This is a genomic window from Pseudomonas sp. Tn43 (genome assembly GCF_014192635.1).
Lineage (GTDB): Bacteria > Pseudomonadota > Gammaproteobacteria > Pseudomonadales > Pseudomonadaceae > Aquipseudomonas.
The window spans coordinates 485118-511394 of the sequence record NZ_JACHYG010000002.1; the positions used below are offsets into that span (position 1 = coordinate 485118).

25 protein-coding genes are annotated in these 26277 nt (G+C 59.9%); 14 read left to right on the forward strand and 11 right to left on the reverse strand.

All coding sequences use genetic code 11. From position 1 onward, the window contains the following. Positions 1-74: 74 nt before the first annotated feature. From iolD to FHW68_RS06535, 8 genes are all read left to right on the forward strand, one after another. Positions 75-2006 (forward strand): 3D-(3,5/4)-trihydroxycyclohexane-1,2-dione acylhydrolase (decyclizing), encoded by a 1932-nt coding sequence (iolD, locus tag FHW68_RS06500; protein WP_183679442.1) that lies wholly within the window; start codon positions 75-77, stop codon positions 2004-2006. A gap of 39 nt (positions 2007-2045) precedes the next feature. After that, a complete protein-coding gene (locus tag FHW68_RS06505; protein WP_183679444.1) occupies positions 2046-3056 on the forward strand; it encodes a Gfo/Idh/MocA family protein in 1011 nt (336 codons plus the stop codon). Positions 3057-3275: 219 nt separating this feature from the next. Then, on the forward strand, positions 3276-4328 hold the full coding sequence (locus FHW68_RS06510) for a Gfo/Idh/MocA family protein (protein WP_183679446.1): 1053 nt from the start codon (positions 3276-3278) through the stop codon (positions 4326-4328). A gap of 369 nt (positions 4329-4697) precedes the next feature. After that, on the forward strand, positions 4698-5624 hold the full coding sequence (locus FHW68_RS06515; protein ID WP_183679448.1) for a sugar ABC transporter substrate-binding protein: 927 nt from the start codon (positions 4698-4700) through the stop codon (positions 5622-5624). A 69-nt stretch (positions 5625-5693) separates the two neighbouring features. Then, positions 5694-7259, forward strand: a complete 1566-nt coding sequence (locus FHW68_RS06520; RefSeq protein ID WP_183679450.1) for a sugar ABC transporter ATP-binding protein — start codon at positions 5694-5696, stop codon at positions 7257-7259. Positions 7260-7373: 114 nt separating this feature from the next. Next, complete coding sequence (locus tag FHW68_RS06525; protein ID WP_095630717.1) at positions 7374-8396, forward strand: ABC transporter permease; 1023 nt, start codon at positions 7374-7376, stop codon at positions 8394-8396. A 328-nt stretch (positions 8397-8724) separates the two neighbouring features. Beyond that, the gene (locus FHW68_RS06530) at positions 8725-9129 is read left to right on the forward strand and encodes a TraR/DksA family transcriptional regulator (RefSeq protein ID WP_007907888.1); all 405 of its coding nucleotides are present in this window, start codon (positions 8725-8727) and stop codon (positions 9127-9129) included. A gap of 587 nt (positions 9130-9716) precedes the next feature. Further along, positions 9717-10940, forward strand: coding sequence for a methyl-accepting chemotaxis protein (locus FHW68_RS06535; RefSeq protein WP_371916194.1), 1224 nt, complete (start codon positions 9717-9719; stop codon positions 10938-10940). 23 nt (positions 10941-10963) lie between these two features. On the opposite strand, the gene FHW68_RS06540 is transcribed toward FHW68_RS06535, so the two are convergent. The 3 genes from FHW68_RS06540 to FHW68_RS27215 form a co-directional block, all read right to left on the reverse strand. Then, positions 10964-11203 carry a DUF2789 domain-containing protein gene (locus tag FHW68_RS06540; protein WP_007907886.1) on the reverse strand — a complete coding sequence of 80 codons (240 nt, stop codon included), beginning with the start codon at positions 11201-11203 and terminating at the stop codon, positions 10964-10966. Positions 11204-11279: 76 nt separating this feature from the next. Beyond that, positions 11280-11510 (reverse strand): hypothetical protein, encoded by a 231-nt coding sequence (locus FHW68_RS06545; protein WP_183679940.1) that lies wholly within the window; start codon positions 11508-11510, stop codon positions 11280-11282. 155 nt (positions 11511-11665) lie between these two features. Continuing rightward, positions 11666-11914 (reverse strand): hypothetical protein, encoded by a 249-nt coding sequence (locus FHW68_RS27215; protein ID WP_095630720.1) that lies wholly within the window; start codon positions 11912-11914, stop codon positions 11666-11668. A 410-nt stretch (positions 11915-12324) separates the two neighbouring features. On the opposite strand from FHW68_RS27215, the gene FHW68_RS06550 reads away from it, so the two are divergent. The 4 genes from FHW68_RS06550 to FHW68_RS06565 all read left to right on the forward strand — a co-directional run bounded on the left by FHW68_RS06550 (position 12325) and on the right by FHW68_RS06565 (position 14813). Then, positions 12325-12795: a hypothetical protein gene (locus FHW68_RS06550; RefSeq protein WP_008067697.1), complete on the forward strand. Its 471-nt coding sequence runs from the start codon at positions 12325-12327 to the stop codon at positions 12793-12795. Beyond that, on the forward strand, positions 12795-12998 hold the full coding sequence (locus tag FHW68_RS06555; protein WP_183679454.1) for a hypothetical protein: 204 nt from the start codon (positions 12795-12797) through the stop codon (positions 12996-12998). Before FHW68_RS06550 ends, FHW68_RS06555 begins: the two co-directional genes overlap by 1 nt. 117 nt (positions 12999-13115) lie before the next feature. Beyond that, positions 13116-14132, forward strand: a complete 1017-nt coding sequence (locus tag FHW68_RS06560; protein ID WP_183679456.1) for an ABC transporter substrate-binding protein — start codon at positions 13116-13118, stop codon at positions 14130-14132. Between the two features lie 243 nt (positions 14133-14375). After that, complete coding sequence (locus tag FHW68_RS06565; protein ID WP_095630723.1) at positions 14376-14813, forward strand: DUF3995 domain-containing protein; 438 nt, start codon at positions 14376-14378, stop codon at positions 14811-14813. 102 nt (positions 14814-14915) lie between these two features. On the opposite strand, the gene FHW68_RS06570 is transcribed toward FHW68_RS06565, so the two are convergent. From FHW68_RS06570 to FHW68_RS06600, 7 genes are all read right to left on the reverse strand, one after another. Further along, entirely contained in the window at positions 14916-15278 is a 363-nt protein-coding gene (locus tag FHW68_RS06570; RefSeq protein ID WP_183679458.1) for a Na+/H+ antiporter subunit G, read from the reverse strand. Next, positions 15275-15553 (reverse strand): K+/H+ antiporter subunit F, encoded by a 279-nt coding sequence (locus tag FHW68_RS06575; RefSeq protein WP_095630725.1) that lies wholly within the window; start codon positions 15551-15553, stop codon positions 15275-15277. The genes FHW68_RS06570 and FHW68_RS06575 overlap by 4 nt, the downstream gene beginning before the upstream one ends. Continuing rightward, on the reverse strand, positions 15550-16038 hold the full coding sequence (locus tag FHW68_RS06580; RefSeq protein ID WP_183679460.1) for a Na+/H+ antiporter subunit E: 489 nt from the start codon (positions 16036-16038) through the stop codon (positions 15550-15552). Before FHW68_RS06580 ends, FHW68_RS06575 begins: the two co-directional genes overlap by 4 nt. Beyond that, positions 16035-17720, reverse strand: coding sequence for a monovalent cation/H+ antiporter subunit D (locus FHW68_RS06585; protein WP_183679462.1), 1686 nt, complete (start codon positions 17718-17720; stop codon positions 16035-16037). Before FHW68_RS06585 ends, FHW68_RS06580 begins: the two co-directional genes overlap by 4 nt. Further along, positions 17717-18061 (reverse strand): Na+/H+ antiporter subunit C, encoded by a 345-nt coding sequence (locus FHW68_RS06590; protein WP_008029186.1) that lies wholly within the window; start codon positions 18059-18061, stop codon positions 17717-17719. The genes FHW68_RS06585 and FHW68_RS06590 overlap by 4 nt, the downstream gene beginning before the upstream one ends. Continuing rightward, on the reverse strand, positions 18061-20991 hold the full coding sequence (locus FHW68_RS06595; RefSeq protein WP_183679464.1) for a monovalent cation/H+ antiporter subunit A: 2931 nt from the start codon (positions 20989-20991) through the stop codon (positions 18061-18063). Before FHW68_RS06595 ends, FHW68_RS06590 begins: the two co-directional genes overlap by 1 nt. A 250-nt stretch (positions 20992-21241) precedes the next feature. Next, a complete protein-coding gene (locus FHW68_RS06600) occupies positions 21242-22249 on the reverse strand; it encodes a DMT family transporter (RefSeq protein ID WP_177409304.1) in 1008 nt (335 codons plus the stop codon). Positions 22250-22264: 15 nt separating this feature from the next. On the opposite strand from FHW68_RS06600, the gene FHW68_RS06605 reads away from it, so the two are divergent. Together FHW68_RS06605 and FHW68_RS06610 are read left to right on the forward strand one after the other, a co-directional pair. Then, on the forward strand, positions 22265-22828 hold the full coding sequence (locus tag FHW68_RS06605; RefSeq protein WP_095630730.1) for a helix-turn-helix domain-containing protein: 564 nt from the start codon (positions 22265-22267) through the stop codon (positions 22826-22828). A gap of 31 nt (positions 22829-22859) precedes the next feature. Next, positions 22860-24287 carry an FAD/NAD(P)-binding protein gene (locus FHW68_RS06610; RefSeq protein WP_183679466.1) on the forward strand — a complete coding sequence of 476 codons (1428 nt, stop codon included), beginning with the start codon at positions 22860-22862 and terminating at the stop codon, positions 24285-24287. Positions 24288-24684: 397 nt separating this feature from the next. Here FHW68_RS06610 and ppnN read toward each other — a convergent pair whose 3' ends face one another. Next, entirely contained in the window at positions 24685-26058 is a 1374-nt protein-coding gene (ppnN, locus tag FHW68_RS06615) for a nucleotide 5'-monophosphate nucleosidase PpnN (protein WP_095630733.1), read from the reverse strand. Positions 26059-26277 lie beyond the last annotated feature (219 nt).

Below are 26277 nucleotides of genomic sequence, written 5' to 3' on the forward strand. Positions count from 1 at the left end.
GCCGCACCGCCGCTCCCACAGTTGATCGCATTCCACAGCACACACCGGATTTAGCTTCAAAGGAAGGTGCAAGCATGACCACAACAAGACTGACCATGGCCCAGGCCCTGGTGAAATTTCTCGATAACCAGTACATCGAGGTCGATGGCGTTCAAAGCAAATTCGTCGCCGGGATCTTTACCATTTTCGGCCACGGCAATGTGTTGGGTCTGGGGCAAGCCCTGGAACAGGACAGCGGCGACCTGATCGTGCATCAGGGCCGCAACGAGCAAGGCATGGCCCATGCCGCTATCGGTTTTGCCAAGCAACACTTGCGGCGCAAGATCTACGCCTGTTCTTCATCGGTGGGCCCGGGCGCGGCGAACATGCTGACCGCTGCCGCCACGGCCACTGCCAACCGCATCCCTTTGCTGCTGTTGCCCGGCGACGTCTACGCCTGCCGCCAACCGGACCCGGTGCTGCAACAGATCGAGCAGTTCCACGATCTGAGCATCAGCACCAACGATGCGTTCAAGGCCGTGAGCAAATACTGGGACCGGATCAACCGTCCCGAGCAACTGATGACGGCAGCGATCCACGCCATGCGCGTGCTGACCGACCCTGCCGAAACCGGCGCGGTGACCCTGGCGTTGCCGCAAGACGTGCAGGCCGAGGCTTACGACTACCCGGATTACTTTCTGCAAAAGCGCGTGCACCGCATCGAGCGTCGTCCGGCGACTGAAGCGATGCTCGGTGATGCACTGGCGCTGTTCAAAGGCAAGCGCAAGCCGCTGATTATTTGCGGTGGCGGGGTTAGATATTCCGGTGCCAATGCGGCGTTGCAGGCGTTCGCCGAGCGCTTCGATATTCCCTTCGCCGAAACCCAGGCTGGTAAAAGCGCGCTGGTAGCGAGTCATCCGCTGAACGTCGGCGGGATCGGCGAAACCGGTTGCCTGGCGGCGAACCTGTTGGCCACGGATGCTGATTTGATCATTGGTGTCGGCACTCGCTACAGCGATTTCACCACCGCGTCGAAATCCTTGTTCAAACACCCGCAGGTGCAATTTCTCAATCTTAATATCAATCCCTGCGACGCCCTGAAACTCGACGGTGTGCAACTGCTGGCAGACGCCAGAAGCGGTTTGCAGGCACTGGCCGATGCATTGGGCGATTACCGCTCGAGCTGGGGCGATCAACCCCGCCAGGCCAAGGCGCAACTGGATGAAGAAGTCGATCGCATTTATCAGGTCGAATACCAGGCAAAAGATTTCGTCCCGGAAATCAACGACCACATGGACCCGGCTGTGTTGCGCGAATTCATCGAGCTGACCGGTTCCTGCCTGACCCAGAGTCGGGTGCTTGGCGTACTCAACCAAACCCTGGCCGATGACGCCGTGATCGTCGCCGCCGCCGGCAGTCTGCCCGGTGACTTGCAGCGCAGCTGGCGCAGCAAGGGCGTGAACACTTACCACGTCGAGTACGGTTATTCGTGCATGGGTTACGAGGTGAATGCCGCCTTGGGCGTCAAGCTCGCCGAGCCTGAGCGCGAGGTCTACGCGCTGGTGGGCGATGGCTCCTACATGATGCTGCACTCGGAACTGGCGACCTCGATCCAGGAGCGGCGCAAGATCAACGTGGTGCTGCTGGACAACATGACCTTCGGCTGCATCAACAACCTGCAAATGGAACACGGCATGGACAGCTTCGGCACCGAGTTCCGTTTTCGCAACCCGGAAACCGGCAAGCTCGATGGCGGTTTCGTGCCGGTGGACTTCGCCATGAGCGCGGCGGCTTACGGCTGCAAGACTTACACAGTGAACACCGTTGAAGAGTTGCACGCTGCATTGGCGGATGCGCGGTTGCAGACGGTGTCGACGCTGATCGATATCAAGGTTTTGCCCAAGACCATGATTCACAAATACCTGTCGTGGTGGCGGGTCGGCGTGGCGCAAGTCTCCACCAGCACCCGCACCGATGCGGTGGCCAAGACCCTGAACGAACGACTGGCCAAAGCCCGTCAGTACTGATTGCCCTGAACGAACAACAACAAATCCAGGAGTCATGAAATGTCTTTGAAGCTTGGCGTCATCGGCACCGGGGCCATCGGCCAGGACCACATCCGTCGTTGCAGCCAGACCTTGCTCAATAGCCAGGTCGTTGCGGTGACCGACATCAACTTGCAGCAAGCTGCGAAGGTCGTTTCCGACCTTAAACTCACCGCTGAGGTCTATCCCGACGGCCACGCGCTGATCAAGGCGCCCGAGGTCGAAGCGATCCTCGTCACTTCCTGGGGCCCGAGCCACGAAGCGTTCGTGCTGGCGGCGATTGCGGCAGGCAAACCGGTGTTCTGCGAGAAGCCGCTGGCGGTCACCGCTGACGGCTGCCGCAAAATCGTCGAGGCCGAAGTGGCCCACGGCAAACGCCTGGTGCAGGTCGGTTTCATGCGTCCTTATGACGAGGGCTATCGAGCACTCAAAGCAGTGATCGACAGCGGGCAGATTGGTGAGCCACTGATGTTGCACTGCGCGCACCGCAACCCGACCGTGGGTGAGAACTACAAGACCGACATGGCGATCACCGACACGCTGATCCATGAACTGGACGTGTTGCGTTGGTTGCTCGACGACGATTATGTGTCGGTGCAAGTGGTGTTCCCGCGCAAGACCAGCAAGGCCCACGCCCATTTGAAAGACCCACAGATCGTGCTGCTGGAAACCGCCAAGGGCACGCGCATCGACGTGGAAGTGTTCGTTAACTGCCAGTACGGCTACGACATCCAGTGCGAAGTGGTGGGGGAGACCGGCATCGCCAAACTGCCGGAGCCGTCGCAGGTTCAGTTGCGCAGCGGGGCGAAGCTGTCCAACGCGATTCTGATGGACTGGAAGGACCGGTTCATCGCCGCATACGACGTCGAGTTGCAGGCGTTCATCGATGGCGTACGGGCCGGGCAGGTCGGCGGGCCGTCGGCATGGGATGGTTTCGCGGCAGCGGTGGCGGCGGATGCCTGCATCGAAGCACAAAACAGCGGTCAGATCGTAAAAGTCGGCCTGCCAGACCGCCCCCGTTTCTACGGCTAACCCCAAATCCCCTGTAACTGATCGTACCCACGCTCTGCGTGGGAATGCCATGCTCGAACGCGTGACCCGCGAACTCTGTCGCTAACCCCCGTAACAGATCGTTCCCCCGCTCCGCGTGGGAATGCATCCCGTGACGCTCTGCGTCACAAAGCGGACGCAGAGCGTCCATGGCGGCATTACCACGCAGAGCGTGGGAACGATCATAAGAAGGAGTTGATAATGCGTATCGGACTTGTCGGTTACGGCCATGGCGGCCGGTTTTTCCATGCTCCGCTGATCAGCAGTTTGCCGGCGGCGACGTTCGTGGGGGTGGTTACCCGTTCTGCCGAGCGTCGGCAACGGCTGGCTGCGGAATATCCTGGTGTGCCGGCCTTCGACAGCATCGGCCAACTGGTCGAAGCCGGGGTCGATGTGCTGGTGATCTCCACGCCGCTCAAAGGTCGCCCGGCGCTGGTACTCGACGCCATCGAACACGAGGTGGCGGTGGTCAGCGACAAGCCGTTCGCGGCTGATGCGCAACAAGCACAAACCCTGATCACCATGGCCGAGCGCCAAGGCGTGCAGCTGAGCGTCTATCAGAACCGGCGCTGGGATTCGGATTTCCTCACCGTGCGCAAACTCATCGAGTCCGGGGCGCTGGGTCAGGTCACCCGTTTCGAGTCGCGGATCGAGCGCTATTCGCCGCAGTCGGTGAACAACGGCAGCGGTGGCGGTTTCCTGCGCGATCTGGGCAGCCATCTGGTGGATCAGGCGCTCCTGTTGTTCGGCCCCGTCACCAGGGTTTACGCCGAACTCGATTACCTGGAAAAAAGCCAGAGCTTCGACAACGGCTTCTTTATGTCCCTGACCCATGCCAACGGCGTGATCTCGCAGCTGGGCGGCAGTTGCCTGCAAAACACCCCCGGCCCGCGCTTTCGCGTGACCGGCACCCAGGGCTGCTACAGCGTCGACGGTCTGGACGGGCAGGAGGCATCAACCCTCGCCGGGCTTACGCCCCAATCCGAAGGCGAGCGCTGGGGCGTCGAGGAGCATCGGCGCTGGGGCTGGTTCGAACAGGGCGAGGTGCGTGAACGGGTGCCATCCGAGCGGGGTTGCTGGAATCAGTTCTATTTGCAGCTACAAACCGCGTTACAGAGCGGTGGCCCACTGCCGGTCGACGCCCGTGATGCACTGGCGACCACCCGCGTGCTAGACGCTGCGCGGCTCAGCTTCGAGCGCCATCAAGTGGTGACATTGAGCCCGTTTCGCAGTCATGGAATAAAAACAGAATAAAATTCTAAAATGAGTTGATATAGAAATTATTTTCCAATAAAGTCATTTCCAGGTTGCCGACTATCAACGTCCGATCACGCTCAAGCAGGCCTTGAACGAGTGAAGGACGGACCCAAAAAACAAGAAACAGAAGCCAGGTACCGTCGATGAAAACCTTCACCTCTGCTGTGCATGTTTTATGTTCCGCGCTGCACCTCACTGGCGACCTGCCTCGCATTTCGTTTCATTCCTTTTCTCGCTTGCTTTGCGTCGAACGCAACGGCGCCCTGGTTTGCTGTATTCCGGGTGCACCGATTGTCCGCTTGCCCGTTCACTGAAATCGTCACGCCTCATCCATAAAACCAACAAGAATGTGGAGAAAGACTTTTCATGAAGACCAAGATCCGCTTCGCCTCACTTGCCTTTTCCCTGATGTTCGCCAGTGGTGCCGCACTCGCTGACATGAAGATCGGCGTCAGCATGTCGCAGTTCGATGACACCTGGCTGACCTACCTGCGCGAATCCATGGACACCAAAGCCAAGTCCTATCCCGATGGCGTCAAGCTGCAGTTCGAAGACGCGCGCAGCGACGTGGTCAAGCAACTGAGCCAGGTAGAAAGCTTCATCAGCCAGAATGTCGACGCCATTGTGGTCAACCCGGTGGATACCGCCGCCACCAAAAAAATCACTGAAGCAGCGGTCAAGGCCGGTATTCCGCTGGTGTACGTCAATCGTCGTCCCGATGACCTGAACCTGCCCAAAGGTGTGGTCACTGTCGCCTCCAACGATCTGGAGGCCGGCCAGATGCAGATGCAGTACCTGGCCGACAAAATGGGCGGCAAGGGCAACATCGTGATTCTGCTCGGTGATTTGGCCAACAACTCCACCACCAACCGCACCAAGGGCGTAAAAGAGGTGCTGACCAGGTACCCGAACATCAAGATCGAGCAAGAGCAGTCCGGCATCTGGTTGCGGGACAAGGGCATGACCCTGGTCAACGACTGGCTGACGCAGGGCCGCCAATTCGACGCGGTGGTCTCTAACAATGACGAGATGGCGATTGGCGCGGCCATGGCCCTGCAACAGGCTGGCGTCGCCAAAGGCAGTGTGCTGATCGCCGGCGTCGACGGTACGCCCGACGGATTGAACGCGGTGAAGAAGGGCTCTCTGCTGGTCTCGGTGTTCCAGGACGCCAAGGGTCAGGCAGACGGTTCAATCGATACGGCGGTGAAAATGGCCAGGAACGAACCGGTCGAACCGGCCGTGTGGGTGCCGTATCGCCTGATCACGCTGCAGAACGTCGACACCTTCAAATAGTCCGTCCGTTCGATAACAACAATAAGCACGCCAGGTTGCAACGCGACCTTGCTGATGGAGTACCTGATCATGTTCGCTTCAGCGACTGCTTCGAGCACCCCGTTAATGGGTGTCCCACCGACGACACCCTCTGTCGATGAGCCGTACCTGCTGGAAATCATCAACGTCAGCAAGGGTTTTCCCGGTGTGGTGGCCTTGTCCGACGTACAGCTTCGGGTGCGTCCCGGTTCCGTGCTGGCGCTGATGGGCGAGAACGGCGCCGGCAAATCCACCTTGATGAAAATCATTGCCGGCATCTACCAACCCGATGCCGGCGAGTTGCGCCTGCGGGGCAAACCGGTGGTTTTCGAAACACCGCTGGCGGCGCTCCAGGCCGGGATCGCCATGATCCATCAGGAACTCAACCTGATGCCGCACATGAGCATTGCCGAGAACATCTGGATCGGCCGCGAACAGCTCAACGGCCTGCACATGATCGACCACCGCGAGATGCACCGTTGCACCGCCACATTGCTTGAACGCCTGCGGATCAATCTCGATCCCGAAGAGCTGGTCGGCAACCTGAGCATCGCCGAACGACAGATGGTCGAGATCGCCAAGGCTGTGTCTTATGACTCCGACGTCCTGATCATGGACGAGCCGACCTCGGCCATCACCGATAAGGAAGTCGCGCATCTGTTCTCGATCATTGCCGACCTCAAGCGCCAGGGCAAAGGCATTATCTATATCACCCACAAAATGAATGAAGTGTTCAGCATCGCCGATGAAGTGGCGGTGTTCCGTGACGGCGCTTACATCGGCTTGCAACGGGCCGACAGCATGGACGGCGACAGCCTGATTTCAATGATGGTGGGTCGCGAGCTGAGCCAGTTGTTCCCGGTGCGTGAGAAGCCGATCGGCGATTTGTTGCTGTCGGTACGCGACCTCAAGCTGGACGGCATTTTCGAGGGCGTCTCGTTCGACCTGCATGCTGGCGAGATCCTTGGCATCGCCGGGTTGATGGGCTCGGGACGGACGAATGTCGCCGAAGCGATTTTCGGTATCACCCCAAGCGACGGTGGCGAAATCCGCCTCGACGGCGAAGTGGTGCGCATCAGCGATCCGCACATGGCGATCGAGAAAGGTTTCGCGCTGTTGACCGAAGATCGCAAACTCAGCGGCCTGTTCCCGTGCCTGTCGGTGCTGGAGAACATGGAAATGGCGGTGTTGCCTCTTTACGTCGGCAACGGCTTCATCCAGCAGAAAGCCCTGCGGGCGTTGTGTGAAGACATGTGCAAGAAGCTGCGGGTGAAAACGCCGTCGCTGGAGCAATGCATCGACACGCTGTCCGGCGGCAATCAGCAGAAGGCCTTGCTGGCGCGCTGGCTGATGACCAACCCGCGCATCCTGATTCTCGACGAGCCGACCCGGGGCATCGATGTCGGTGCCAAGGCCGAGATCTACCGGCTTATCTCCTACCTCGCCAGCGAAGGCATGGCGGTGATCATGATTTCCTCGGAACTGCCGGAAGTGCTCGGAATGAGCGATCGGGTCATGGTCATGCACGAGGGCGACCTGATGGGGACCCTCGACCGCAGCGAAGCGACCCAGGAACGGGTGATGCAACTGGCCTCGGGCATGTCCCAGTGTCATTAAATCAAGGGTGAACGCAGTTCAAGGGTGAAAGGGGATTGTGTGGCGAGGGAGCTTGCTCCCTCGCTACAAACAAACTCCCTCGCCACACGGATTTCATTTGAAGGGTGAGTGGTTATGAACGCGATACTTGAAAACAAGCCTGCAATGGCACCGGTCAAGAGTCGCCGGCGCTTTCCGACCGAGTTGAGTATTTTCCTGGTGCTGATTGGCATCGGTCTGGTCTTCGAAATGTTCGGCTGGATCGTGCGGGACCAGAGCTTCCTGATGAACTCCCAGCGTCTGGTGCTGATGATCCTGCAAGTGTCGATCATCGGCCTGCTGGCGATCGGGGTGACCCAGGTCATCATCACCACGGGTATCGACTTGTCTTCCGGTTCGGTGTTGGCGTTGTCGGCGATGATTGCCGCCAGCCTGGCCCAGACCTCGGACTTTGCCCGGGCGGTGTTTCCGTCCCTGACCGACTTGCCGGTGTGGATTCCAGTGATTGTCGGGCTTGGGGTGGGATTGCTGGCGGGGGCGATCAACGGCAGCATCATTGCGATCACCGGCATTCCACCGTTCATTGCCACCCTCGGCATGATGGTCTCGGCCCGCGGCCTGGCGCGCTACTACACCGAAGGTCAGCCGGTGAGCATGCTCTCGGATTCCTACACGGCCATCGGACACGGTGCGATGCCGGTGATCATCTTTCTGGTGGTGGCGGTGATTTTTCACATCGCCCTGCGCTACACCAAGTACGGTAAATACACCTATGCCATCGGCGGCAACATGCAGGCGGCGCGCACCTCCGGGATCAACGTCAAGCGGCATCTGGTGATCGTCTACAGCATCGCCGGGTTGCTTGCAGGCCTGGCCGGTGTAGTGGCGTCGGCGCGGGCCGCGACCGGACAGGCCGGAATGGGCATGTCTTATGAACTGGACGCGATTGCCGCGGCGGTCATCGGCGGCACCAGCCTGGCCGGTGGCGTCGGGCGGATCACCGGCACCGTGATTGGCGCATTGATCCTTGGGGTCATGGCCAGCGGCTTTACCTTTGTCGGGGTTGATGCTTATATTCAAGACATCATCAAGGGGCTGATTATTGTGGTGGCGGTGGTCATCGACCAGTACCGCAACAAGCGCAAACTCAAGCGCTGAAGGCCGGACTAAACGTGAAAATGCGCCACGCCTGACCCGCGTGGCGCAGCCGTTTGTCTCCTATGTACAGCCGCTCGACTGAATTTCTTGCTATAAACGCACTCCGATATGCGCCTCAAAGCCTGCCGTAGCGCACTTTCAGGGTTTTGTCGGACAGATTTGCTGTCTTTTCAGTTGCTGAGGCCTCAAGTCGGCCTTAGACTGCCGCCCCTCGTAAATTGAGTGCCGGGTGGCGCTTGGAATAAACGGCGCCTTTCCAATGAATGCTTCAGGTTCAACGGATCGCTCCCTAATTCGCCTTAATGCACGTTTTTTTATAGAGATATCAATGACAAAGGACAAGTTGCTGGCCATGCCGGCGGATGACTACATGAATGCCGAGCAACATGCTTTTTTCTCTGAGCTGTTGCAGAACATGAAAGTCGAAACCCATGAGCGCATCGAACAGAACCGCATCGCCATCGAGAGCCTGGACACCCCGGCCGATCCGGCTGACGCAGCTTCTGTCGAAGAAGAGCGCACCTGGCTGGTGAACGCGATCGATCGCGACCAGCGCATGCTGCCTCAGTTGGAACAAGCCCTGGAACGCATCAAAGAAGACAGCTTTGGCTGGTGCGACGACAGCGGCGAGGCCATCGGCCTGAAACGCCTGCTGATCAGCCCGACCACCAAGTACTGCATCGAAGCTCAAGAGCGTCACGAGCAGATCGACAAGCACCAGCGTCAGGCCTGATTCAGTAGCGCCCCCTCGCGGGCAAGCCTCGCTCCTACAGACATCTGTAGGAGCGAGGCTTGCCCGCGAAGCTTTTTGTCGTCCGAAAAATCTCACTCACTTCTGTTGATCTGCTGCAACTCCCACTACTAACGGACCATAGATAATGGCTTTGTAGTGGCGTTTAATGCGATTACAACAATTAGAAGACACGTGGGGTGACGACGATGACGAGGGACGGATCTCTGGTTGAGGCAATGCCTGCACCAGTACTTGTGCCGAAAAACCTTTGGCTGACGCCGACCTTGCAAAGCATCGCCCTGATGCTCTTGTTGTGCGGCATGGTGTTGGCTGGCTGGTCGCTTTACCTTGGCCTGCCTTTAGCCGTGCTGGTTATCTGGCTGCCGCGACTGCGCTCGCGCACTCTCCCTGACACGACCCCTGCAGACAGTTCCAGCGCCATCGCCGAGTTGACTCGCGATCTTTCCTACACCACCAGTCATAACGCCCTGTCGGCTGCCGGCGTGGCCTATTCGGTCAAGCAACTGGCAGACAAACTGCAATCGCAGCTCAATGCCGCGGCGCAGATTGTCAGCAGTGCTGAAGTGATGATCGTCACCGAACACGCTACGTCGAAACTCAGTCGGGAAGCCTTGAGCGCGGCCAGCGAAGCCCATCAGAGCAGCGCGGCAGGGCGCACGGAACTGGTCGAGTCCATTGCACGCATGCATCAACTCAGCCAGCGTGCCAGCAGCAGTCGTGAACTGATCGAAGCGCTGAGCCTGCGCAGCGACGATATCCAGCGGGTCACGCTGGTGATCCAGTCCATTGCCAGTCAGACTAATTTGTTGGCGCTGAACGCGGCCATTGAAGCGGCGCGGGCCGGGGAGCATGGTCGCGGGTTTGCGGTGGTGGCTGATGAGGTTCGCGGGCTGGCCGCGCGCACGGCGACGGCGACCGGCGAAGTCGGGGAGATGGTCGCCGATATTCAGCAACGCACCGCGCAAGTGGTGGAGCAGATTCGTCAACTGGCGAGCGATCTGAATACCGGTGTTGCGCAAGTCGAGCACACCGGGCAGCACCTGGAAAACATCGCGCGCCTGGCCGCTGGCGTCGAAAGGCAGGTCGGGGAAATCGCTCAGGGCGCGGACACCAACCGCGAACAACTCGACAGCCTGTTCCACGCCATCGAACAAATGCGCAGCGATCTGGCGATCAGTGATCAGCAGACCCAGCGGCTTGCCCAGGCAGCAGTGCAAATGGAAGGGCAGGCCGAAACCATCAGCGAGCGCCTGGCCGAAGTTGGACTGGATGACTATCACCAGCGCATTTACGACCTGGCCCGCGAAGGCGCGAGTCAGATTGCGGCGCGCTTCGAAGCGGACATCGATCAGGGCCGGATCAGCCTCGATGACCTGTTTGATCGCAATTATCAAGCGATCCCTAACACCAGTCCGGCCAAATACCAGACCCGTTTCGACCGCTACACCGATCAGGTATTGCCGGGGATTCAGGAACCGTTGCTGCCGCGCCATGAAGGCCTGGTGTTCGCCATCGCCTGCACGCAGCAGGGTTATGTGCCGACCCATAACACCGTGTTCAGCCAGCCGCTGACCGGTGATGTGCAGGTCGATACTCTGCAAAACCGCACCAAGCGCAAGTTCGCCGACCGTACCGGGATCCGCTGTGGCAGCCACCAGCAGGCGGTGCTGTTGCAGACCTACACCCGCGACACCGGTGAACTGATGCACGACCTCTCGGTGCCGATCATGCTCAAGGGCCGGCATTGGGGTGGTTTGCGGTTGGGTTACAAACCGCAAAGTCCTCGCTGAGAGTCCCGGCAATTATTATCGTATTAGTGGATCTGGTGCATGCGCAGGTTCAGGTCGTCGACCACATGGGCCCAATCGGCATCTTCACGCAGTTGTTCCTTGAGGAAGCCGGCTTGTTGCGGGGTCCAGAACTCGGCATCGATGAGTTTTTTGTCGTCAGCCAAGGGGGAATGACGGGCAATGAAATCGTCGATGGCCTTTTCACTGGAGTCCAGGCCGAGTTGATCGAACAAACCTTTCAAATCATGGGTGGGTGAGTCCATCTTCATCTCCTTGCAGATAATCCGTTGCGTCGAGTGCGAGCAAAAGCAGGGATGAGCATAGACTGCAAACCGACTATCAGGCTTTCAATGCCCCTTCATCGACCGCAAGCTTCAGGGCTTTCGCGGCATCCCGGGCGGCCATGGCCGCGACATCCGCGGTCTTGAACCAGCGATCCCTTTCGACCTGGTGAAACGTCACGGTGGTCAACGGCGGTTTGGCGCGCATGATAATGACTGCCTGGAATTCGCCTTCGACTTCTCTGGCTTCGCCCCGGATAAAAAATTCACCGATATCAAATTCCGTCACGTAGCCGTCTTCCCTTGAAATAGTTGTTGCGTTGAACGCCGTCCGCCCTGGGGCGGGTTTCATTGGTCGGGCAGTATGGCAGTAGTTGCCTGCCGGCGGCTGAGTTAAGTCGCCGGTGTGACGAAACGTCTATGGAAGTGAATGCAGCAGGTGCTTCAACTGCTTGCCTCGAGCGAACGGGCAAGGGCGCAGGCATCATTATGGTTGCCACGGAAACCTCTTACACGCCCGGTGGATATTTCCCTGATGTGGAAAAAGGCGTTGCCCGCCAATACCACCTGAAAACGCGGAAGCAGACGCTCCGGCGCCAGGAAGTCCTGCGGGTGGAGGCCCATCGAATGCAGAGACGACGAGCCGTTTGTGTGTCGGGTGTATGGCTGGGCAAAGTGAGTCAGTGTGCACATATGAAGTCCTTTTCGTGGTTTTACCGACGTGTGTACGTTGTTATGGGTAGTCTCGGTGAGCATGGCTGCTCTAGAATCGCCATCGATGGTTGGCGATTGGTGCCCATCTAAAGCAATTTTTTACTGGCGATATGTCGGAAAAGTGCTTTTTTTAAAGAGATTTTTCCCTAAAGTTGGTAATCCGGTTTTTATCTGGCCGTCAGAAGGGCATTTTCCTTCAACATCTGACGACCGCCAGGCAAGACGCCGCGAGGGATGTTCCAGTAATCTTCTCAAACCTCGCGATGAATGGGCCCTCTGCTCATTCCAGGATTCGACCCGGGTCATTGGCTACACCTCGGCATTGCCGCTTTTTTCTGCTGTGCGCGTTTCCTGCGTACGGCGTCATTTTCAGATGTGGGGATGTTTCCTTGGCAGTAAGTAATCTCGATATGCATGCTTTGTTCGTACTGGGTGATTTGCGCGCAAAGCTGGTTAAACAGTTTCAATCACGTTTCGTCTACATCACCGAACAGAACGCTGAAGGTATTTACATTGCCGAGCTCGACACCGAAGCAGCGCTGGTGGTGGATGACAAGCCAGGGCTTAAGCTCAAGGTCGGCGATCATTTCAGTGCCTCCGTATTGCCCAGTCGGGAAGGCGGCAAGCTGGACATCAAGTTCCGCGAAATCAAACTGACGGTATACGGGCTGGGGGATTACGCGTTCGTGACCACCGCAGACGGCCATGGCATTGTGTTCAAGGAAGGTCATAGCGTGGTGATGGTGTTCGCGGCCCATCAACAATTGCAGGAAGGCCTGACCAAAACCCTGAAAGCCGTGACCGCCAAGGCCGCCAAGTGGCGCAAGGGCGAACTGGTGACCTTCAAGGCCAGTGAGTAATGAGCCCGACCCGCGCCGATTTCCACGAACAGAACCAGGCCAGTGCGCACGCCGAGGCGCAGCGTCTGTTGGCTCAAAAGGCCGTTCTGCAGGGCGCCTGGCTGAGTTGGGTGGCGTCACAGATCTACCTGTTGCGTCCGGCGGCGTACGCCAGCATGGTCAGAAGAGAGCTTGCAGGCTTGCAGGAAACTTCCGAAAGTTAATCCTCGCCCCTCAAAAGCAGGAACCTCAACTACAGTCAGATGACTGAGTATTCAGAGGCTTGCGGTCTACTTTGTCAGGCCATCCTGCTATTGCTGTGAAGCGCGAGGTGCAAAAGCATGAGGGGATTTCGACGGTTGCTGGCCGCTACCCTGGCCACGTTCGGTTTGTTGGCTTCACCCGCTCCGGTGTTCGCTGCCCAGGCGCCGATTCACTTCGCCGACCTGAACTGGGAAAGCGGCAGCCTGATTACCGATATCCTGCGGATCATCGTCGAGAAGGGCTATGGCTTGCCGACCGACACCTTGCCGGGGACGACCATTACCCTGGAGACCGCATTGGCCAACAATGACATTCAGGTCATTGGCGAGGAATGGGCCGGTCGCAGTCCGGTCTGGGTCAAGGCTGAGGCCGAGGGCAAAGTCGTGGCTCTGGGCGATACGGTCAAAGGTGCTACCGAGGGCTGGTGGGTACCGGAATATGTGATCAAGGGCGACCCGGCCAAGGGCATCAAGCCAATGGCGCCGGATCTGCGCAGTGTCAGCGATCTGCCGCGCTACAAAAACGTATTCAAAGACCCGGAAACCCCGGGCAAGGGGCGTTTTCTCAACAGCCCGATCGGCTGGACGTCGGAAGTGGTCAACAAACAAAAGCTCAAGGCCTATGGGCTGGACGACAGCTATGTGAACTTTCGCAGTGGTTCGGGGGCGGCGCTGGACGCAGAGATCAGTTCGTCGATCCGTCGCGGCAAACCGGTCCTGTTCTATTACTGGTCGCCGACCCCGTTGCTCGGCCGCTTCAAGCTGATTCAGTTGCAAGAGCCTCCGTTTGACGCCGAAGCCTGGAAAACCCTGACCGACGCCGACAACCCCAATCCGAAACCGACGCGTTCGTTACCCTCCAAGCTGTCCATCGGCGTGTCCACGCCATTTCAGAAACAATACCCGCAGATTGCCGAGTTCTTTACCAAGGTCGATTTTCCGATCGACGCGTTGAACAAGGCCCTGGCTGACATGAGCGAGAAACACACCCCGCCACGTCAAGCGGCAGAGGCGTTCATGAAGGCGCACCCGGACGTGTGGCAGGCCTGGGTGCCCAAGGATGTGGCGGACAAAGTTTCTGCGGCCCTGAAATAAACCGATTTGTGCACACCGGGAAATCCCGGATCTACATAGAGTCCGTAGGAGCTGCCGCAGGCTGTGATCTTTTGACTTGGCTTTAAAAAACAGGATCAAAAGATCGCAGCCTGCGGCAGCTCCTACAGGGCGCGCGCTTCTTTATCGTGTGTGCAGCGGAGCGTCAGTTCGATAGCAAATACCCTTACAAAAAGCCGCAAAGAAGTTCATCCTGCTGCAACATTTCACACCGGATGCCTGAATATGAGTCTTTTGGTCGCGCAATGGATTGCTGCAATCTTTTTATTGATCAGCCTGGTCCACCTGTATTGGGCGGCGGGTGGCAAATGGGGTAGCGAGGCGGCGGTGCCGCGCGTACCAGGTAAGGAGGGTGAGGCATCGAGGCCGGCATTCAAGCCGTCGAGTTTTGGCACGTCACTGGTAGCGGTGGGCTTGCTGTTGATCGCGATGCTGGTGTGCCTGCGGGTCGGGTTGTATCTGCCCACGGTGCAGCATTGGTCACTGCAATGGGTGATCAGCGCGATCGCGATGCTGATGTTCGCCCGGGCGATCGGCGATTCGAATCTGGTGGGTTTCTTCAAGCAGGTCAAGGATTCGAAGTTTGCCCGGCTGGATACCTGGGCGTATTCGCCGCTGTGTGTGGTGTTGGGCGCGGGGTTGTTGGCAGTCGCCTGGATTTGAAAAGCTTTGCGGGCATGCCTCGCTCCCTACAAGGTCTGCGCATAACCTAGGAGCGAGGCTTGCCCGCGAAGAGGCCCTGCAATTCAACGCAAACCTCTGGATTCAACTCCCGCTTTCGGTCCGCCGACTACTCACCTCAGCCGGCACATCATCCCCTGCCATGCGTTTGCGAAACAGCGCCGCGCGAGCCAGCAGCAGCGTGGTCACTGGCACGGTGATCGACAACAGAACCGGAATCAGCCAGGCATGCAGTACCGGCGTCGATTTGAGCGCCGAAAAATAGATGATCGAAGCCAGTGCCACGCACCACGCGCCTAAAGTCGAGGCCAGTGCCGGTGGGTGCATACGCTGGAAATAGTCCTTCATCCGCAGCAGCCCGGCCGCGCCGATCAGCGTAAACAGGCTACTGAGCACCAGCAGGATCGCCACGGCAATTTCCACCCACAGAGACAATTCAGGCCTCATTCGATCACCTCGCCGCGCAGAAGGAATTTGGCCAGGGCGAACGAACCGACGAAGCCGAACAGGGCGATCAGTAGCGCCGCCTCGAAATAAGTGTCGCTGGCATAACGAATACCCAGCGTGAGCATCATCAGCATGGCGACGATGTACAGGTAATCCAGCGCCAGAACCCGGTCCTGAGCCGAGGGGCCCTGGAACAGCCGGATCAGGGTCAGAATCATCGCCATCGAAAAGATGAACAGGCTCAACAGGATTGCGTTCGACAGCAATGCGCTCATTCGAATATCTCCATCAACGGGCGCTCGTAGGTCGCCTTGAAGTGCTGGATGAATTGGCTTTCGTCGCCCAGATCAAAAACATGCAGCAGCAGAATGCTGCGATCCAGCGCCAGTTCCGACCAGACCGTGCCGGGCACCACTGTGCAGATGATCGATAGCGCCGCCAGGCCGTTGGCATCGCGCAAATCCAGTGGCACCTTGATGAACCGCGAGCGAGGCGCTCGGCGGCCCGCATTGAGCACGCCCCAGGCCACGGCAAGGTTGGACACGATCACGTCGCGCCCGACCAGCAAGAACAAACGAAAAATCACCCCGGGCCGACGAATGCGGACCGGCCTGGGCCGCAGCTTGCGCATCATCAGTGGCGCGCAGAGTCCCAATATCGCGCCCAACAGCAGATTGCCGGGGCTCATCGACAGATTCAACACCAGCCACAGCAGCCACAACGCCAGCGACAACCACGGGGCAGGAAACAAACGCTTCATGGTTGCACCTCCAACAGCGCAGCCGTGGGTTGCGGGCCCGGAACCACGCGGGTGCCGAATACCGCCATCACATATTGCTGCGGGTTGTTCAATGCGTCGGCCGCCGCTTGGGTGTAGCGCAGCAGCGGTTCAGCCTTGAACGTCAGCGCAATGCTCAGCCCCAACAGAATGACGATCGGCACGCACTCCAGGCGCCGCAGCAAGGGCGATGGACGCTCTTGCGGGGTCCAGAAGCGCTGGATGCCCAAACGTGAGAAAGCGATCAATGAGGCCAACCCGGACAAGATTAACAGGGCGAAGAACCCCCACGCGCCGTTCGAAACCGGTTCACCGCCGCCATTGCCAACGCCCAGCGGATTGAGCAGGGCGCTGAGCAAACTGAGTTTGCCGATAAACCCGGAAAGCGGCGGCATGCCGATGATCAGCAGGGCGCAGGCGATAAAGCTCAAGCCGAGGAAAGCCATGGTCCAGGGAATCACCTGTCCGACCACGGCTTTGCGGTCGTCATCGAGGTTGAAGCCTCTGGGCGGCTGCAAGGATTCCAGGGGCCGTGGCAGCAACTCGCCGTCATCGAACAGCGGCATTTCGTTGGCCGACCGCGAGCGCTCGATCAACTCGGCGAGCAAGAACAGCGCGCTCAAGGCCAGGGTCGAGCTGACCAGATAGAACAGCGCCGCGCCGATCAGATTCGGCTGGGCAAAACCGATGGCCGACAACAGAATGCCGGCCGACACCAGGATGCTCAGGCTGGCCATGCGTTCCAGGCGTTGCGCGGCGAGGATCGCCACGGCGGCGCAGACGATGGTCGCCATGCCGCCGTAGATCAACCAGTCGCCACCGAAGTACGCGGATGCCCCGGCCTGGCCGGAGAACAGCAGCGTCCACAGGCGCAGCAAGGTGTAGACGCCGACCTTGGTCATGATCGCGAACATCGCCGCCACTGGCGCGCTGGCTGCGGAATAGGCCGGCACCAGCCAGAAATTCAGCGGCCACATGCCGGCCTTGGCCAGGAACGCCACCGCCAGAATCGCTGCCCCGGCGTGAAGCAAGCCGCGATCGGCTTCCGGCACCAGCGGGATTTTCAGCGCCAGGTCGGCCATGTTCAGCGTACCGGTGACGCCGTAGATCAGCGCCGCGCCAATCAGAAACAGCGACGAGGCCAGCAGGTTGATCGAGATGTAATGCAGGCCCGACGACACTCGCGCCCGACCCGAACCGTGCAGCATCACCCCGTAAGAGGCGGCCAGCAGCACTTCGAAAAACACGAACAGGTTGAACAGGTCTGCCGTCAGGAAGGCGCCGTACAGGCCCATCAACTGAATCTGGAACAGCGCGTGGAAACTCGAACCGGCACCGTCCCAGCGCGCCATGGCGAACAACAGGGCGCTGACGCCGATGATTCCGGTCAGCACCAGCATCAGCGCCGACAGACGATCGACCACCAGCACAATACCGAACGGCACCTGCCAGTTGCCCGGCAGGTACACACCGATGGAGCCCGGCACGCCGGTGGTTTGCGTCCATTGCAGCAGCATCACGGCAATGCCCAACCCCAGCAGGCTGGAGAACAGGTTGATTTTGGCTTTTAACGGGCGGTGTTTTTCGCCCAGCATCAGCATCACCGCGGCGGTCAGCAGCGGTAGCAGAATGGGGGCTGCGATCAGGTGCGCCATCGGATTCATTCTTTAGGCTCCCGGCCATCCACATGGTCGGTACCGGTCAGGCCCCGGGAGGCGAGCAGCACCACCAGGAACAGCGCGGTCATGGCGAAGCTGATAACGATTGCGGTCAGCACCAACGCTTGCGGTAGCGGGTCGGTGTAGTGCAGCAAATCCTGAGGCACGCCGTCCTTGATGTTCGGCTCCTTGCCGATGAACAGGCTGCCCATGCTGAAGATGAACAGGTTGACCCCGTAGGACAGCAAGCACAGGCCCATGACCACCTGGAACGTCCGTGGCCGCAGGACCAGCCACACGCCGGACGCGGCCAGCACCCCGATGGCGATTGCGATGACTTCTTCCATCAGATGGCTCCTTGCAGGTCAGCCGCTTTGGCCACGGGTTTGGGTTGCGCGCTGGTTTTATGACCACGGACCGATTGGTGGGCGAGGGCGGTCAGAATAAGCAGCGTGGAGCCGACTACCACGGCGTACACACCAATGTCGAAGAACAGTGCGCTGGCGATGTGAATCTCGCCCAGCAGCGGCAATGTGAAATGCCAGGTGTGAGTGGTAAGGAAAGGATACCCGGCCGCCATCGCCCCGAGCCCGGTGACCGTGGCAAACAACAGCCCGGTGCTCATCCAGCGCAGCGGCCGCAGGCTCATTTGCGCCTCGACCCACTGGGTACCGGCGACCATGTATTGCAGGATGAACGCCACCGACATCACCAGACCGGCGACGAAACCGCCGCCGGGTTGATTGTGCCCGCGCATGAACAAGTACACCGACACCACAAACGCAATCGGTAGCAACAGACGGACCAGCACCGCTGGCACCATCATGAAACCGAGCGCGGTGTCGCTGGCGTGACGCGGATTGACCAGATCGGTGACCACGTCGGGTGCCAGCAAGCGCTGTTGGGCCGGCAGTTGCAGGCTTTCTTTTGGCGGACGGAAGCGTCGCAGCAGGGCGAATACAGCAAGAGCCACCGCCACCAGTACAGTGATTTCGCCGAGGGTGTCGAAGCCACGGAAATCCACCAGCATCACGTTGACCACGTTGCTGCCGCCGCCTTCGGGCAGGGCGCGACTGAGGTAGAACGAGGAAATGTCGTTGGGCGTCTGGCGGGTCAGCATTGCGTAGGACAGCAGCGCCATGCCGCCACCGACCGCGATCGATAGCAGCAAGTCGCGGATACGGCGGATGCGTGCCTTGCGCAGGCTGCTCGGCAATGGTGACACCTCTTCGATTCGCCGTGGCAGCCAGCGCAGACCGAGGAGGATCAACACCGTGGTCACCACTTCCACCGCCAATTGCGTCAGGGCCAGATCCGGCGCCGAAAACCAGACGAAGGTCACGCAGGTCATCAGGCCGCAGACGCTGACCATGGTCAGGGCGGCGAGCCGGTGATACTTCGCTTGCCACGCCGCGCCAAGGGCACAGGCAATCGCCAGCAGCCAGAGAGTCACGAACACGATCGAGCCTGGGATTTTCGGCCGGTCGCCCCAACTCAGGCTGCTGTGCAGCATCGGGATCAGCCCGGCCAGCACGGCGGCGAGTACCAGCAGAAACAGCTGGGTTTGCAGGCGCCGGGTGCTGATTCGCTGCTCCACGCGACGGGCCAGGCGCATCATGATCACCAGGCCGCGCTCGAACAGGCGTTTGCCGTTGAAGTGGCTGATCAGCGGTGGGTGCGGGAAGCGCCCGCGCTTGAGCTGATTGCGCAACAGCAGATAAAGGATGATGCCGCAGGACATGGCGATCAGGCTCATGATCATCGGTGCATTCCAGCCGTGCCAGATCGCCAGGCTGTACGGGGGTAGCGTCCCGCCCACCACCGGCAATGCCGCCGCCGCGAGCAGCGGGCCGACCACTTGAGCAGGGAAGATCCCCACCACCAGACAGGTAAACACCAGCAATTCCACGGGGGCGCGCATCCAGCGTGGCGGCTCGTGCGGAATGTGCGGCAGGTCGGTGGCGGTCGGGCCGAAGAACACGTCAACGGTGAAGCGCAGGGAATAGGCCACGCTGAACGTCCCGGCGATGGTCGCGACGATCGGCAGGGTCATCTCGATCCAGGCCGTCGCGTTGATGAACACGGTTTCGGCGAAGAACATCTCTTTGGACAGGAAACCGTTGAGCAGCGGCACGCCGGCCATGGACGCACTGGCGACCATGGCCAGGGTGGCGGTGAACGGGATCAGTTTGATCAGGCCGCTGAGTTTGCGAATGTCCCGGGTGCCGCTTTCGTGGTCGATGATTCCGGCGGCCATGAACAGCGAGGCCTTGAACGTGGCGTGGTTGAGGATATGAAACACGGCGGCCACGGCGGCCAACGGACTGTTCAGGCCCAGCAGCAACGTGATCAGGCCCAGGTGGCTGATGGTCGAATAAGCCAGTAGACCCTTGAGGTCGTTCTGAAACATTGCGCAATAAGCGCCGAGCAACAGCGTGCAGGCGCCAGCCCCGCTGACGATGTAGAACCATTCTTCGCTGCCGGACAGCGACGGCCACAGGCGGGCGAGCAGAAACACCCCGGCCTTGACCATGGTCGCCGAATGCAGATACGCCGAGACCGGTGTGGGCGCCGCCATGGCGTGGGGCAGCCAGAAGTGGAAGGGGAATTGCGCGCTTTTGCTCAAGGCGCCGATCAGGATCAGAGGCAGCAGAATAGGGTAGAGGGCATGTGCGCGAATCAGATCGCCAGCGGCCAGGACCTTGTCCAGGTCATAACTGCCGACCACATGGCCGAGCAGCATGACCCCCGCCAACAAACACAAGCCACCGGCACCGGTGACCATCAATGCCATATAGGCACCCCGTCGCGCATCGGGGCGGTGGTGCCAGTAGCCGATCAACAGGAATGAAAAGAGACTGGTCAGCTCCCAGAAAAATACGATCTGGATCAGGTTGCCGGAGATCACCAACCCCAGCATGGCGCCCATGAACGCCAGGAAAAACGCGAAGAAACGCGGCACCGGATCATCCGGCGACATGTAGTAGCGGGCGTATAACGAAACCAGCGTGCCGATGCCCAGCACCAGCATCGAGAACAGCCAGGCGAAACCGTCCATGCGCAGCACGAAGTTCAAGCCCAGGCTCGGTAGCCAGTAGAATTCCTCGCGGATCACGCCGCCATTGGCGATTTGCGGGTACAAGAGCGCGACCTGGACGGTGCCGATCAGGGCCACCAGACCAGCCAACAGCGATTCGGTGTTACGCGCATTGTGCGGCAGCAAGGCTGCCAGACAGCTGCCGATAAAAGGCAGAAGCAGTAGAACTATCAGAGACATAGGCTTCTAATCTGCGGAAGTTTGGTGAAGCATCATACGTGCCAGTTCCCCCGATCACCAAACGCCAAGCTGTCGCAGAATCCTACAAAGTAAACGGCAAATTCGTGTTTATCATTGTTTCAGGGAGCGCGATTTCGCCTGTTCGATCGTTCCCACGCTCCCGCGTGGGAATGCCTCAATGGACGCTCTGCGTCCGCTCGTGGGACGCGGAGCGTCCCGGGCTGCATTCCCACGCAGAGCATGGGAACGATCAGTGCTCGGCTTCGCGATCCAGATCGTCCTCAACCTCAAGAACCGCCTTACCCTTGGTCTTCAACTCACTGACAATTACCGCCGCCACAATCAACCCCGCGCCCACCAACGCAATGGCCGGCAATCGCTCCCCGGCGATCCGCCCGACAATCCCGGCCCACACCGGCTCACCGGCATAGATCAACGTTGCCCGCGTCGGCGACACACTCTTCTGCGCCCAGTTCATCGCCACCTGAATCGCCGCACTCGCCGCGCCTAATCCCAAAGCGCTGCACAACAGCAACCAGGAGAAACCCGGAATCACTTCCTGAGTCGGAACCACCATCAGAAACGCCAGCACCGAAGTCACCGCCAGCTGCACCACCGTCACCCGGCGTACATCGACCTGGCCGGCATAGGTGCTGATCAGAATGATCTCCGCCGCGATCGCCACGGCGCTGATCAGTGTGGCAATTTCACCGGGGCTGAAATTGAACGAAGCGCCGGACGGTCCCGACAACAGCATCAACCCGGTAAAGGCCAGCATGATCCCGATGCTCGGCATCAACCCCGGCCGCCGACCCAGGACCAGCCATTGCAACAACGGCACGAACGGCACATACAGCGCGGTAATGAACGCCGACTGACTGCTGGGAATGCTCTGCAAGCCCACGGTCTGCAAGCCGTAACCGAGCATGATCGCCACACCGATAAACGCCCCGGCCTTGAGTTCGAACAGGGTCAGTTCGCGCAGATGACGCCAGGAGAACAGCGCCACGATGCTCGCCGCCGCGGCAAACCTCAGACCGACGAAAAACATCGGCCCGCTGACGGTCATTGCATGCTGCACCAGCAAAAAGGTCCCGCCCCAGACCATGGTGATCAGCACCAACACGCACTCAGCTTTGCTGAACCGTGAGAAACGGGAGGAAGCAGGGGAGGAGTTCACTGACGTCATGACCTTGCGCGCTACCTGAGGGAGACGCACAATGCGCCGGAAGTTGGGCAGTATACTGCGCAACACCATCAAGTGAGCAATATAGTGCACAAAGATTCCACCCAACGGGCGTCGGTTCTCCAGCACGTCAGCCAAAACGTCCGACGTCTGCGCCACGCCGCCGACATGAGCCAGAGCGCCCTGGCCGAAAAGTCCGGGGTCAGCCGCCGCATGCTGGTGGCCATCGAGGCCGGCGAGAAGAACGTCAGCCTGACCACCCTCGACCGCGTGGCCGAAGCGCTGGAGGTAGCCTTCAGCGACTTGATCCAGGCCCCTGAATCCCGCGACCCGAGCCGCATCAATGAACTGGCCTGGGCCGGCACGATCCCTGGCAGTAAAGCGGTGTTGCTGGCCAAAGCTACCGCCACTCGTGAAGTGGAACTCTGGGAATGGCGCCTGGAACCGGGCGAGCATTACCCCTCGGAACCGGATGCCGATGGCTATAGCGAACAGATTTATGTATTCGAAGGTTGTCTGACGTTGATGCTGGGAGGTCAACCGCAGAAAATCGCCGCTGGTGAGTTCTTCATGTTCGCCAGCAACCAGGCGCATTCCTACCGCAACGAGGGTGATGTGGCGGCGCGGTTTGTGCGTAATGTGGTGATTTGATTGTTTGTAAACATTGACCAGTGAGAACGCCATGACTGACACCCCAAGCGGACAGGCGAGCGATGCTATCCGTCACGCGGACATCCTGATCATCGGCGGCGGCCTGAGCGGCGCGATGCTGGCGGCGCAATTATTGCGCCTGCCCGGCAAGCGTCAGGTGTTGGTGATCGAACCTCGCGCCGAACTCGGTCGGGGCGAAGCGTACAGCGCGGTCGAACTGGGCCATACACTCAACGGCAACGCGGCGCGAATGAGCGTCGATCCGGACAACCCCGATGACCTGACCCAGTGGCTCACCGAACACATCGCCACCGGTGGCTGGCCGGAGTCGCATCAGCAGTCGGTGCCGATCAGTGAGTTGTTTCCGCCGCGCGGGCTGTTTGGCGTTTATGTGCAGCAGCGTCTGGCCGAAGCGCAAGCGGTGGGGGCCGGGAACGGTTCAACGGTCGAGCATGTGCGGGCCGAAGTGATTGACCTGCAGATAATGGATGATGCGGTGCGGCTGACCTTGAGCGATGGGCAACGCTTGCAGGGCGCTTATACCGTATTGGCAACGGGGATGTTCCCCGCCGCGCGCACGCCGCAAAAGCAATCCAGCGGCCTCAATGCCGCCGCCCTCGATCCGTGGGATGTGGCTGCCATGCGCCAGCTCGATCCGCAGTCCACGGTGCTGATCATCGGTTCCGGTTTGACCATGGTCGATGCCGTGGTGTCGCTGGAGCAGGCCGGGCATCGCGGGCCGATCGAGGTGTTTTCCCGGCATGGGCTGTTGCCCCATGTGCGGCGGCAGCCGCCGGAGTGGGTGGATTTCCTCGCCCAGGACCACAGCATTCGCACGCCGCGTCAGTTGATGCGTGAACTGCGCCGACACTGTCGGGAAGCCATCGCCCAAGGCATCGACTGGCAGGCTCCGCTCGATACGGTTCGGGCGCACATCGGGCGTTTGTGGAGCCAGGCGAGCGACGTGCAACGCCGGCAGTTCGTGCGCCATGTGCGGCCGTGGTGGGAAAGCCATCACCATCGCTCGCCACCCTTGAGTGCCGAGTTGGTGGCGCGGCTGCACGGGGAAGGACGCTTGCGGATTCAGGCTGCATCCTTCAAAGGGCTGGAGCCTTCGTTGAGCGGTGGAGTGAGTATCCGCATCCGTCGCCGTGGCGAGGCCGAGACTTGCGTGGTGCATGGCGCGGCACTGATCAATTCCAGCGGCATCGAATACGACTGGCGACGCGTGGCGCGGCCATTGCCTCAGCAATTATTGACGCGCGGGCTGGTGCGACCGGGGCCATTGGCGTTGGGCATTGCCGCTGCGGTTGACGGCGCGGTACTAAACGCCGAGGGGCATGTCGCCAACCGTTTGTTCGCCATGGGCCCGCCGCTGCGGGGGATGTGGTGGGAGAGCACGGCGGTGACTGACGTGGCGAGCCAGGCCAAGTTGCTTGCGGCGCGGTTGGTGGTTTGACCGAATGCTGGACGGTGTTTTTTCGGACCTCATCGCGGGCAAGCCCGCTCCCACAGGTATCTGGTTTGACCCAAGAATGCGGGAACGACACGGATCACTGTGGGAGCGGGCTTGCCCGCGATGAGGCCGGTACAGCCGCTACAAAGCCCGGTGTCAGGCAAAGAAAAGCGGATGTATCTACTTCACTTGTCGATTTGTCGAAGCGTCGTCTGATTGTTTATTCGAATACGATGCTGGAGATGGGGCTTCTGTGGCGAGGGGGCTTGCCCCCGTTGGGTTGCGAAGCGACCCCAAATCCTGCAATCGCATGTTTTCAGGTGCAACGCCTACACCGGTTTTACGACTGCTGCGCAGCCGAACGGGGGCAAGCCCCCTCGCCACAATGGGTTCCACTGACTTAAGCCACCACCTGATAACACGGCACATACTCCGCACCACCCGGCAGTTTCATCCGGTGCTGGGCGACGAAGGCTTTGAGCAGTTTGTCCAGCGGCTGCATGACGGCAGCATCGCCACGGATCTGGTAGGGCCCGTGTTCTTCGATCAGACGAATGCCCTTGTCCTTGACGTTGCCGGCGACGATGCCGGAGAACGCGCGGCGCAGGTTGGCGGCCAGTTCGTGGGAGGGCAGGTTGCGGCTCAGTTGCAGGTTGGCCATGTTGGCATGGGTCGGGTCGAACGGGCGCTGGAAACCTTCGTCGATCTTCAGCAGCCAATTGAAATGAAACGCGTCGTTGCGCTCGCGGCGGAACTGTTTGACCTCTTTGAGGCCTTGAGTCATTTGTCGCGCCACTTCAATCGGGTCGTCGATGATGATTTCGTAGTGCTTCTGGGCGGATTCACCGAGGGTGGCACCGACGAAGGCGTGCAACTGCTCCAGATACGGCGCGGCGCTTTTCGGCCCGGTGAGGACCACGGGGAAGGGCAGGCCTTCGTTGTCCGGGTGCATCAGGATGCCGAGCAAGTATAGAAACTCTTCGGCTGTGCCCGCGCCACCCGGGAAAATGATGATGCCGTGGCCGACGCGGACGAACGCTTCCAGGCGTTTCTCAATGTCCGGCAGGATCACCAGTTCATTGACGATCGGGTTGGGCGCTTCGGCGGCGATGATCCCGGGTTCGGTCAAGCCGAGGTAGCGGCCACCGTGGATACGCTGTTTGGCGTGGGCAATGGTTGCGCCTTTCATCGGGCCTTTCATCACGCCCGGGCCGCAACCGGTGCAGATGTCCAGGCTGCGCAGGCCGAGTTCGTGGCCGACTCGCTTGGTGTACTTGTATTCTTCGGTGTTGATCGAGTGGCCGCCCCAGCACACCACGATTTTCGGTTCGACGCCGGGGCGCAGGGTACGAGCGTTGCGCAACAGGTGGAAGACGTAGTCGCTGATGCCTTGGGAGGTGCTGAGGTCGATGCTTAGAGCGTCGAGTTCGTTTTCGGTGTAGACGATGTCGCGCAGGGCGCTGAAAAGCATTTCGCGGGTGCTGGCGATCATTTCGCCATCGACGAAAGCGTCGGCCGGGGCGTTCAGCAGCTCCAGGCGCACGCCGCGGTCTTGCTGGTGAATGCGGATTTCGAAATCTTTGTAGGCTTCCAGAATGGTTTTGGCGTTATCGACGTGGGCGCCGGTATTGAGGATGGCCAGGGCGCACTGGCGGAAAAGGGTGTAGGTGATGCCGGATGAGGCTTCGCTCAGTTGCTGTACTTCACGTTGGGACAGTGTTTCCAGGCTGCCTTTAGGGCTGACCGAGGCGTTGATTACATGTCGTTGGGTCATTCAATGATCCTTAAAACGATGTCACCCGCCGGGCAGGCGCATGGCATCCGAATAGTGTGTATCCATGGAGAAGATGGCACGAACTGCGCTGAATCGCCATGTTCCCCGTTTGACATGGAAAGATGAAAAGGAGCCCCAGCATAGCTAAATCCCTCGCAGAGGCGATAATGCCCCGCAGTCTTTTTGCCACAGCGCTTTTTAATTGACGCAAGGAACCCC

Excerpts from the sequence above, each read along its gene's own strand:
- FHW68_RS06560 (WP_183679456.1), top strand. The coding sequence starts at position 13,116 with ATGAGGGGATTTCGACGGTTGCTGGCCGCTACCCTGGCCACGTTCGGT.
- FHW68_RS06520 (WP_183679450.1), top strand. The coding sequence starts at position 5,694 with ATGTTCGCTTCAGCGACTGCTTCGAGCACCCCGTTAATGGGTGTCCCA.
- FHW68_RS06540 (WP_007907886.1), bottom strand. The coding sequence starts at position 11,203 with ATGGACTCACCCACCCATGATTTGAAAGGTTTGTTCGATCAACTCGGC.
- iolD (WP_183679442.1), top strand. The coding sequence starts at position 75 with ATGACCACAACAAGACTGACCATGGCCCAGGCCCTGGTGAAATTTCTC.
- ppnN (WP_095630733.1), bottom strand. The coding sequence starts at position 26,058 with ATGACCCAACGACATGTAATCAACGCCTCGGTCAGCCCTAAAGGCAGC.
- FHW68_RS27215 (WP_095630720.1), bottom strand. The coding sequence starts at position 11,914 with ATGTGCACACTGACTCACTTTGCCCAGCCATACACCCGACACACAAAC.
- FHW68_RS06600 (WP_177409304.1), bottom strand. The coding sequence starts at position 22,249 with ATGGTGTTGCGCAGTATACTGCCCAACTTCCGGCGCATTGTGCGTCTC.
- FHW68_RS06525 (WP_095630717.1), top strand. The coding sequence starts at position 7,374 with ATGAACGCGATACTTGAAAACAAGCCTGCAATGGCACCGGTCAAGAGT.
- FHW68_RS06555 (WP_183679454.1), top strand. The coding sequence starts at position 12,795 with ATGAGCCCGACCCGCGCCGATTTCCACGAACAGAACCAGGCCAGTGCG.
- FHW68_RS06510 (WP_183679446.1), top strand. The coding sequence starts at position 3,276 with ATGCGTATCGGACTTGTCGGTTACGGCCATGGCGGCCGGTTTTTCCAT.
- FHW68_RS06585 (WP_183679462.1), bottom strand. The coding sequence starts at position 17,720 with ATGAATCCGATGGCGCACCTGATCGCAGCCCCCATTCTGCTACCGCTG.
- FHW68_RS06530 (WP_007907888.1), top strand. The coding sequence starts at position 8,725 with ATGACAAAGGACAAGTTGCTGGCCATGCCGGCGGATGACTACATGAAT.
- FHW68_RS06535 (WP_371916194.1), top strand. The coding sequence starts at position 9,717 with ATGATCGTCACCGAACACGCTACGTCGAAACTCAGTCGGGAAGCCTTG.
- FHW68_RS06515 (WP_183679448.1), top strand. The coding sequence starts at position 4,698 with ATGAAGACCAAGATCCGCTTCGCCTCACTTGCCTTTTCCCTGATGTTC.
- FHW68_RS06580 (WP_183679460.1), bottom strand. The coding sequence starts at position 16,038 with ATGAAGCGTTTGTTTCCTGCCCCGTGGTTGTCGCTGGCGTTGTGGCTG.
- FHW68_RS06505 (WP_183679444.1), top strand. The coding sequence starts at position 2,046 with ATGTCTTTGAAGCTTGGCGTCATCGGCACCGGGGCCATCGGCCAGGAC.
- FHW68_RS06570 (WP_183679458.1), bottom strand. The coding sequence starts at position 15,278 with ATGAGGCCTGAATTGTCTCTGTGGGTGGAAATTGCCGTGGCGATCCTG.
- FHW68_RS06595 (WP_183679464.1), bottom strand. The coding sequence starts at position 20,991 with ATGTCTCTGATAGTTCTACTGCTTCTGCCTTTTATCGGCAGCTGTCTG.
- FHW68_RS06610 (WP_183679466.1), top strand. The coding sequence starts at position 22,860 with ATGACTGACACCCCAAGCGGACAGGCGAGCGATGCTATCCGTCACGCG.
- FHW68_RS06590 (WP_008029186.1), bottom strand. The coding sequence starts at position 18,061 with ATGGAAGAAGTCATCGCAATCGCCATCGGGGTGCTGGCCGCGTCCGGC.
- FHW68_RS06565 (WP_095630723.1), top strand. The coding sequence starts at position 14,376 with ATGAGTCTTTTGGTCGCGCAATGGATTGCTGCAATCTTTTTATTGATC.
- FHW68_RS06575 (WP_095630725.1), bottom strand. The coding sequence starts at position 15,553 with ATGAGCGCATTGCTGTCGAACGCAATCCTGTTGAGCCTGTTCATCTTT.